At 44.8% G+C, this 7641-nt stretch carries 10 protein-coding genes and 1 tRNA gene; 5 read left to right on the forward strand and 6 right to left on the reverse strand.

Features of this window, described 5'->3' with window-relative positions:
• The 4 genes from F7C14_RS06310 to F7C14_RS06325 all read right to left on the reverse strand — a co-directional run.
• On the reverse strand, positions 1–310 hold a 310-nt coding region (locus F7C14_RS06310), incomplete at its 3' end, for a ThiF family adenylyltransferase (RefSeq protein ID WP_290901002.1).
• On the reverse strand, positions 294–986 hold the full coding sequence (locus tag F7C14_RS06315) for a hypothetical protein (RefSeq protein ID WP_290901003.1): 693 nt from the start codon (positions 984–986) through the stop codon (positions 294–296). The genes F7C14_RS06315 and F7C14_RS06310, both read right to left, overlap by 17 nt.
• Complete coding sequence (locus F7C14_RS06320; protein ID WP_290901004.1) at positions 929–1564, reverse strand: hypothetical protein; 636 nt, start codon at positions 1562–1564, stop codon at positions 929–931. Before F7C14_RS06320 ends, F7C14_RS06315 begins: the two co-directional genes overlap by 58 nt.
• A 96-nt stretch (positions 1565–1660) precedes the next feature.
• Positions 1661–1876, reverse strand: coding sequence for a hypothetical protein (locus tag F7C14_RS06325; protein WP_290901005.1), 216 nt, complete (start codon positions 1874–1876; stop codon positions 1661–1663).
• A gap of 284 nt (positions 1877–2160) precedes the next feature.
• Between F7C14_RS06325 and F7C14_RS06330 the strand changes: the two genes are divergently transcribed.
• On the forward strand, positions 2161–3420 hold the full coding sequence (locus tag F7C14_RS06330) for a hypothetical protein (RefSeq protein WP_290901006.1): 1260 nt from the start codon (positions 2161–2163) through the stop codon (positions 3418–3420).
• On the opposite strand, the gene F7C14_RS06335 is transcribed toward F7C14_RS06330, so the two are convergent.
• Positions 3415–4677 carry a MarR family winged helix-turn-helix transcriptional regulator gene (locus F7C14_RS06335; RefSeq protein WP_290901008.1) on the reverse strand — a complete coding sequence of 421 codons (1263 nt, stop codon included), beginning with the start codon at positions 4675–4677 and terminating at the stop codon, positions 3415–3417. The two genes, F7C14_RS06330 and F7C14_RS06335, sit on opposite strands and share 6 nt — an antisense overlap.
• A gap of 132 nt (positions 4678–4809) precedes the next feature.
• Here F7C14_RS06335 and F7C14_RS06340 point away from each other — a divergent pair, with 132 nt between their 5' ends.
• On the forward strand, positions 4810–5499 hold the full coding sequence (locus tag F7C14_RS06340) for a hypothetical protein (protein ID WP_290901011.1): 690 nt from the start codon (positions 4810–4812) through the stop codon (positions 5497–5499).
• A gap of 149 nt (positions 5500–5648) precedes the next feature.
• Here the strand turns inward: F7C14_RS06340 and F7C14_RS06345 are convergent.
• Positions 5649–5723 (reverse strand) — tRNA-Ile (locus F7C14_RS06345).
• A 404-nt stretch (positions 5724–6127) separates the two neighbouring features.
• On the opposite strand from F7C14_RS06345, the gene F7C14_RS06350 reads away from it, so the two are divergent.
• The 3 genes from F7C14_RS06350 to F7C14_RS06360 form a co-directional block, all read left to right on the forward strand.
• The gene (locus tag F7C14_RS06350) at positions 6128–6517 is read left to right on the forward strand and encodes a DsrE/DsrF/DrsH-like family protein (RefSeq protein WP_290901014.1); all 390 of its coding nucleotides are present in this window, start codon (positions 6128–6130) and stop codon (positions 6515–6517) included.
• A 20-nt stretch (positions 6518–6537) separates the two neighbouring features.
• Positions 6538–6774 (forward strand): sulfurtransferase TusA family protein, encoded by a 237-nt coding sequence (locus F7C14_RS06355; RefSeq protein WP_012966902.1) that lies wholly within the window; start codon positions 6538–6540, stop codon positions 6772–6774.
• Positions 6775–6799: 25 nt separating this feature from the next.
• Positions 6800–7641: FAD/NAD(P)-binding oxidoreductase (locus tag F7C14_RS06360; protein ID WP_290901017.1), on the forward strand; the 842-nt coding region annotated here is incomplete at its 3' end.

The following is a 7641-nucleotide window of genomic DNA, read 5'->3' on the forward strand; positions in this document are numbered from 1 at the left end:
ATGCAATTCCCCTGACATCGATGTCAAGATCTTCAAAGCGTTTTTTCACGAAATCAGCAGCCGCATCAGCTTTAGGCCTGCCTATATCTTCCTTTCCGTAGACTATCTGTCTCTGAAGGTTTGTGTACTCGACGATATCCTTGTCCAGCAGATACGCTCCCCCAATACCGAGGCTGCAGAGCGCGATGACCAACTGCGAGCCTATGTTCCCTATTCCAACCACAGTAACCGTGAGTTCTCTCATCCTCTCTTCCCTGAACCACGGGATCCTTATCGCCCTGTCCAGAAAGAGCTCACGCTTCGAGGGCATAGAGATCACCTTCAATCCTCCTCACACCATCTCCTGCAATGACTGGCCTGAACTTGCAGCGCCTTCCGTGGAATATCCTAAAAACCCCGGAGTTCGTGAAGACTATTCCTATGAATTTTCCGTCGTAGAGCTCCTCCCAGAGTGCATGCGTTTTAATGTCGATTGCGCTCGGCGATACACTTCTCGCGTCCCATGGGTGTATGTGCGCGAACCCTGCTATTTTTGCCCCGCACCTCTCGTAGAAGCTAAGGATTCTTGAAATCACCCCTTCGTCAGCTCTGGCGCTCGCAGGAAGCGAAACTGGGCAGAATGTGTCGTGAACGTGCGTGACGATGTTCATGCCATTGATCTCCTGATAACCCAGAGCAACTATCCACTCTCTTCCGTACCTTCCGTGCTTCCTCAGAATCCTGAAAGCCTCGTAGAGTACTGTGGTCGGTATTATCAGCTCGTCCTTCCCGAATACCCTTTCCTTGACCTCAGGTTCTGTTCCGGGGAGCTTAACCTCTATGAGTCTCTCAGCAAGCCTGAAGGAGAAGGAAAGTAACCTTGCTGCAGCAGCGCCGGCTGCAAGCGGTGCGAGGTAGAGCGAGAGCAGGAAGTAGCCGAACATGTTCTTCAGCGCCTTCTTAAATTCCTGAGCAAACTGAGGAATGTCTCCAAGTCCGGCGGACATATGTATCCACTCCTTCTCGTAACCCTCTCCAGAAAATCCACGGTATTGCTCACAAGCTCGACAGCATGCATCCAGGGCTTCCACTCTTCGTCCCTGAAGTGAACCTCTATTCCTTCCCTTCTCGGGATTATGCACGGGTGCTTTCCTATGAACCAGGGGTCGTATATCAGTATCATGGGTCTTGCATAGGGAAAAGTTGCCGGGAATATCACATCCATGTCCAGAACCCTGTTTCCAGCTTTAACAACACCCCTGAAAACGTTCTCCGCTATCGGATGGAAACATATTTCCCTGAGAAGTGTCTCCTCCTGCTTCATCCTCCTTCTGCCTGTCAAAAAAATTGGGAAGGAGCCGACTTCAGTTCTCGGGAAGACCCTGAGATCGTCATCTCCCGTGAGCAGCGGTAGGATCTTGTCTTCTGGAGCTTTGGATGCTCCATTCACGGTAAGGATGTAGTTCTCCGGATCTGCTCCGACCTTTCTCAGTATGTCAGCTGCGGTTGTTCTTCTGTCTATCTCAACCGGCTCCTTCCTGTTTCCGATTCTCACATAGACCACTCTTCTTCCTTCCATTCCCATGGGCCATCGCCTCAGTAATATTTCGATCCCTATGTTCAAGAAGCGTGGAGAGACGCGAAGAGGGGCGTGACGTCATCAAAATCAAAAAATGAAGGTTTAGTAACAGGGCAGGAGTCTAAGGGTACCGTCCCCATAGTCGAAAGCCTCAAGCACCCTCATGTCATCAGGGACGGTGACGTCACCGCTCACCACAAACCACCTTCCCTCCTTTTCAAGTCCCAGCAGCCTTTTTACATCTCCCACTGTTGTGTTCTCGTCCACCCCCACCTCAACCGTTTCAGGTCCGACCTTCACCTTCACAACTCTCCTCAAGTTTCATCACCCCCAGAAAAACTGACTTTCTTCAGGGATAAACTGGAAAAAGACAGGATAAGTAACGGTAGGTCACTATGCGAAAAGCTTTGCGATTAGACCGAAAATAGAGAACACAACAATTCCCGCGGAAAACCCCCGCAAAACTTGTGCAAAAACTCTTTCAGGCCTGGTATGAAATCGCCAAACCTTCAGGATTTGAAAAAGTACGCTGAAATCGTTTTTAAGGATTTAAAGTTTTTCTTTGTTTTATTTATTTCAGTAAAAATTTCCGGTGATGACTGATGAGCAAAAAGAAGCTATACCGCTATCATGCAGAGAAGTTGTTGAGAGATGCCGAAGCAATTTTCGAGCATTATGAGAAGATGTGCAGAGAAGTTTTAACAGATCTTGAGTCCTATTTTCATGAATCTGAAAGAGTATGCAACGAAGTTTATGCACGCAGCTTCAGTTTCGAGGACATCAAGCAAAAGCTCTACAAGCTGGGAAAGGAACTCATTGTAGAAAAATTTCTAAACGAGAAGACACCGCCCTTCAAAAGGGGCTACGCAACCTGTGTAACCTTGATAAATGTAATCCCCGAAAAATTGTTCCGTTTCCCTCTTTCTTCGGACTACTTTGCGGACCCTTTAATAGACAGACTGGAGGAATGCAGCCAGTATCTTGTAGATCTCGAAAGTTCCATAAAAATATTGAGAGCCATCGGACGCACAGTACTGGTTGATATACCCAAAAGAGTTGGTAGGGCTCTGGAAATGCATGAGACTCGGGACGAAGATCCGCGCAGTCTCGGTGCACTTTATGTGTTTTCAGGATTTGAAAAGCCCCCATGGGAATTTACTACGAGTGAGAGAGAGGAAGTGAAGAAGTATCTCGAACTTTACAAAAAAGAGACAAGTGAATTATCTCCTTTGAACATTACCACGAGAATTATTGATGTCTGGAGGGATAAGTATACAGCACGAAAAGAAATCGAGGGAAAATTTGTATACTTTGAGGTTCCTGAACCGGAGGCTATTCTTAAAGAGCTGATGCCTGAAGAGCCCGAGGATATTGTTGAAATATCCTATGGTGAGTGGTATTCCCCTCTGGATCTCAAGGCTTATGCCAAAAGGGCAATAGAGGAAGCGGAAATCTCAGCCATAGTAGATCTATCAGAAGGTGGAAAGCATACTAGGAACTGGAATTTTTGCAGCTATCCGTTTATAGATTTTAGATCCTATGTAAAAAGAAGGAAAGAGGGAAAAGTTTACAAACCACCACAGATAGTAAAAGAGATGCACAGAAAGGACATCACCCTCGAAACTTTCTGTGAAAGCGATATTGTCGAACACAAATTGTATAAACTTCCAAGGGGCTACCGCTTGTTTCTCTACGGTAGCAGCTACAAGGTTTCAAAGGATTACTATTTCTTTCAGGATGAAATCCCTCCCAAGTTGGCTGAGTGTGATCTTAAAGCAAACTACATCATGCTTCTTCCATCTTTTGTGGTGAAAACTTTTAAGAGAGCTCTCGAGAGCGAACCCCCAGATTTGTTCTCATGAACTGTATAGCTCAATCTGAGACGATTTTACTTTTTCAAAGAGATATTTCTTGAGATGCTTATCGTCGAGAATGTTTGAGGCTAGCTCCAGTCTGTTTTTCCTGTAAACTTCCAGTAGTTCTGAAAGCTCTCTGACCTCTCTAGCAGACTTTCTGGAAGTTTTGCAGAGAAGATCCAACTGGATAAGAGCAGAGTAATTCCTGTAGATGGGATTAGCTTCTTCAGGCTTCCTGCTCAATACATCGTCATATCCAAGTTTTTTGAATCCTAGGTTTTTTTCATGCACTTCGGCAATTTCTCCGATTTTCAGCACTACATCAAAGTGTTCTTCAACGAACTGTTTCCTCGCTATTATGCAGTCCCGTAGTTCTTTATATGGTAAAATTCTCCTCACTTTTATTCCATCCTTTTTCCCAGATCCTTTTTGACTGTGAGACTCTAGAAACGTTAGCATCCTGAATATTATGTTCTGAGGAGGCTTTACCAAGATATACACTGGTCTCTCGCTTTCCAAACTTTCCACACCGATCTGGAAGAGCTCTTCTGGTCTATCGACACTCTCGTATCTGTACCCTCTTCGCAAATAAGACTTCAAAAAGGATTTATCAACCCGTGCAACGTATTCCTCTGCTGCAGCACCTCCAAGCATGTTGAGATCTCTTGGTTTTTTCTTATCATCAGAAATTTCCACTAGGTAGAGTAGAGACGTGCCCATCCTGCATATGACTTCGGTTTTCCTGATAGCATTTTCTGGGTCGACAATTTTCCGGTATTCATCTTTTCCCGTAACCAGAGGCTCAGGGACTATGAGAACATCCATGGACTCTCTAAGAACCCTTTCAAGTGCATCCTTGGCATGTCTGTCTTTTTTCGTGTTTAATTTTACCCCAACTTCTGACATTACACCGGATTTTGCGAGCTCTATCATTGTGTTGGGCATTTCTGGGAAGGAGAACTCTGAATCTCTGTCAACATTTATGCATTTACCTTTTTCGTCGCTGTACTTTTCCAGTACGCTTCCTTTACCGTACTCTCCAACCGGAAGACATTCTCTGGAAAACTCAAGTAAGGTAACAAGCTTCTTTCCTTCAGGTGTAAGCCTCACCGATTTTTCACGACCTTTCCCTGTCTTTCTTTCAACGAACCCTACCTCTTCAAGATCTGGTAGAAGTTTTGAAACCTGATCGACGTGGAGTTGGGTTCTTCTTGCAAGCTCTCGCTGGTTCAGGGTTCCGAATATGTTTAGCGCTTTAAGCATCTTATACTTTTTCTCCCATCTGCTGATGGGGCGGTGCATTTTGAGGTGATTACTTTGCAGAGGCGGTACTTAACTTTTGTTGTAGGTTTTCTACAACAATTTTCCTAATTTCAGGAGAACTATGTACAGCACATGTCTAAAGCAAAGAAGAGGTTTGCAGATATCCTGCGCGAGGTTATGGAGAGCGGGAAGCTGGTGAGATGGAACTACAGGCTGCCGGAGGAGCTGAAGAAGGACTGCGAGAACCCTGAAATCTTTGACAAATACAATCAAATGGTGCTGCTGATTCTATATGCAAGAGGTGAAAAACGTGATTCCTTTGAGTCTATTGTTGACAGAGCGATCGAGCTCTGGAGAGAAATAGAGGACGAACTGCCCGTTCTTTTAGAGGAAGATATAGTAAATCTTGTCAGAAAGCATGTGGGCTATGTCGATTATCGCAAGTGTGCGGAACTTGCATTAAGACTTGCAGAGGAAAAACCTGTTAGATATAGAACCATCAAAGATATCGCAAAGAGGTGCAGAAGTTTCAGGGGAGATGAAGAAAGCGGGATAAAGGGAATCGACAGCAGCTCAATGGGCAGGGTTCTGTCGAGGGTTCTGAGCTATCTGGAGAGATCGGGACTGCTTATAAAGACATGGTCATCAAGGAAAACTGTATCATACTACTTCAGGATTTACAGAACCGTCGAGCCCGAGAAACCTGATTGCAGCAAATGCAAGCTCGTGAAGGAACTCAAAAGTCTCCTGAAGCTTTATAGCTCCCGTGCTCTCAGGGGTTCGAGTTTTCCGCATGATCAGCATACGAGGACTAGCAGGTGAAGGCGTGTCTCCTGCCTTATTTTATTTTAAGTGACACTGAGATGTCACTGAATGTGTCAGAAAGGTTTCGGAACCTGCTAAAATGATTTGAAACTTCCAGCAGTTCAGACTTCCTCCCGAAAACTAGCAGGGCGAAAGTGTTATATGCATGGGCCCGCGGGGGTTTGAACCCCGGACCTCGCGCTTATCAGGCGCGCGCTCTAACCAGGCTGAGCCACGGGCCCACAAATTTTAGGATTTTTGAGACATAACCATTTGTCATAGCGTTGTTTATTAGCTTTGTGGTATACGCAAAGGGATAAGTTCTCTTCGTGCGTTTCCAACGATTTCACCTCTTGCAGCATTTTGAACATTTTAAGACATACCAGTTATAAATTATAACTTCATTTGACTCATTATTTACTACGCTGAAGGGCTTTACTCAAAGAACCTTTGAAAAATTAATCATAATGAGATAATATACAAATCGATAAAACTTAACGAAGTTAAACACCCGATAACTTTCTTTCGTTTGTGTAATTCGCTTTCGAGAACTTTTTGCATAATTAATAAGCGGTTTTTGTCGGTTTTCCACAAACCGAGAAGGTTTATTAAAGCTTTTCTTAGAAAGAGAATATTGGTGGTGAAAATGGGTAAGTTGGCAATTGTTTTGGCAAGCGGGGAGCTTGAAAAAGTGCAAGCCGCAAGCATAATAGCAAGCGTCGCCTCCACACTTGGGACGGAAGTGTTGATCTTCGCAACGATGGACGGATTGATGGCTTTCAAGAAAGATGTGGTTGAGAAGAAAGCGTGGAAGATGGGAGAACTCGGAAAGGGAATGATAGAGAAAGGAGCTCCGCTCTTCATCGACACCCTAAAGCAAGCCAAGGAGGTAGGAAACCTGAAAATCTACGCCTGCGGAATGATAATGGACATGCTCGGACTTAACTTGGACGAGTTCGTTGACGTCTTCGACGATGTAGTGGGAGTTTCTGAGTTCCTTGGAATGGTTGAGGATGCAAAAGTACTCTTTATCTAAATTTTTGGAGGTGGTTGAGAATGGAGGTAAAATCGGATAGAGTAATAGACGCAAGGGGAAGTTACTGCCCCGGTCCCTTAATGGAGTTGATAAAAGCGATCAAGGAAGAAGAAGTTGGAAAGGTAATTGAAGTTTGGTCGAGCGATAAAAGTTCAGCCAAGGACATTCCCGAGTGGGTCAAGAAAGCGGGACACGAACTCATAGGAGTGTTCGAAGAGGACGGATACTGGAGGATAGTCGTAAGAAAGACGAAGTAATCCTCCAATTTTTTAGGTGATTTCCATGAAAAGAATAGTGGTAGTTGGAGGAGGGGTAGCTGGGACTCTCACAGCCAACTACCTCGCGAGTCATTTAAGAGATGAAATCAGAGAAAAGAGGATCTCGATCACTCTAATCTCTGATAAAGATAAACAGCTTTACGAACCCGGGTTACTGTATTTAATTTTCAACAGGTTGTACGAATCGGACATTTTCATGCCGATAAAGTACTTGGTGGATCCGCTGATTGACCTAAAGATTGAGACTGCAACCAAAATAGATCTCGACAACGAAAAAGTTTACACCGACAAGAACGGCTACGATTACGATTATCTTGTCATAGCTACAGGCAGCCGAGTCGTTCCAGAAGAAATCCCCGGATTGACAGAGGCTGGCTACTGGTTCTACAATTACGAGGGAGCGGTAAAACTTAGAGAAGCTTTAGCGAACTTCGCTGGAGGAAAGATCGTTGTGAGTGTTATGGGAGTCCCTCATAAATGTCCAGTAGCTCCGATAGAAGTTACGTTCATGCTCCACGACTTTTTAAAGCTTCATGGAATCAGAGACAGGAGCCAAATAGTCTACACGTACCCCATAAACAAGGTTTTTACGATGGATCCCGTTGCCGAAATGGTTGAGCGCATGTTTGAGGAGAGAGGAATCGAATACAGAACGTTTTTCAATCCGATAGAGGTCGACGCGAAGAACAGAAAAATAATTACGCTCGAAGGAGAAGAAGAGAGCTTCGATTTGCTCATATCGATTCCTCCGCATAAAGGAGCTAAAGTTATCTTCGACTCGGGAATCGGGGACAAGAGCGGATTCGTTCCGACGGACAGATTTACCCTCAGAGTTGAGGGTTACGA

The organism is Ferroglobus sp. (assembly GCF_015521575.1).
In the GTDB taxonomy this organism is placed as follows: Archaea; Halobacteriota; Archaeoglobi; order Archaeoglobales; family Archaeoglobaceae; genus Ferroglobus.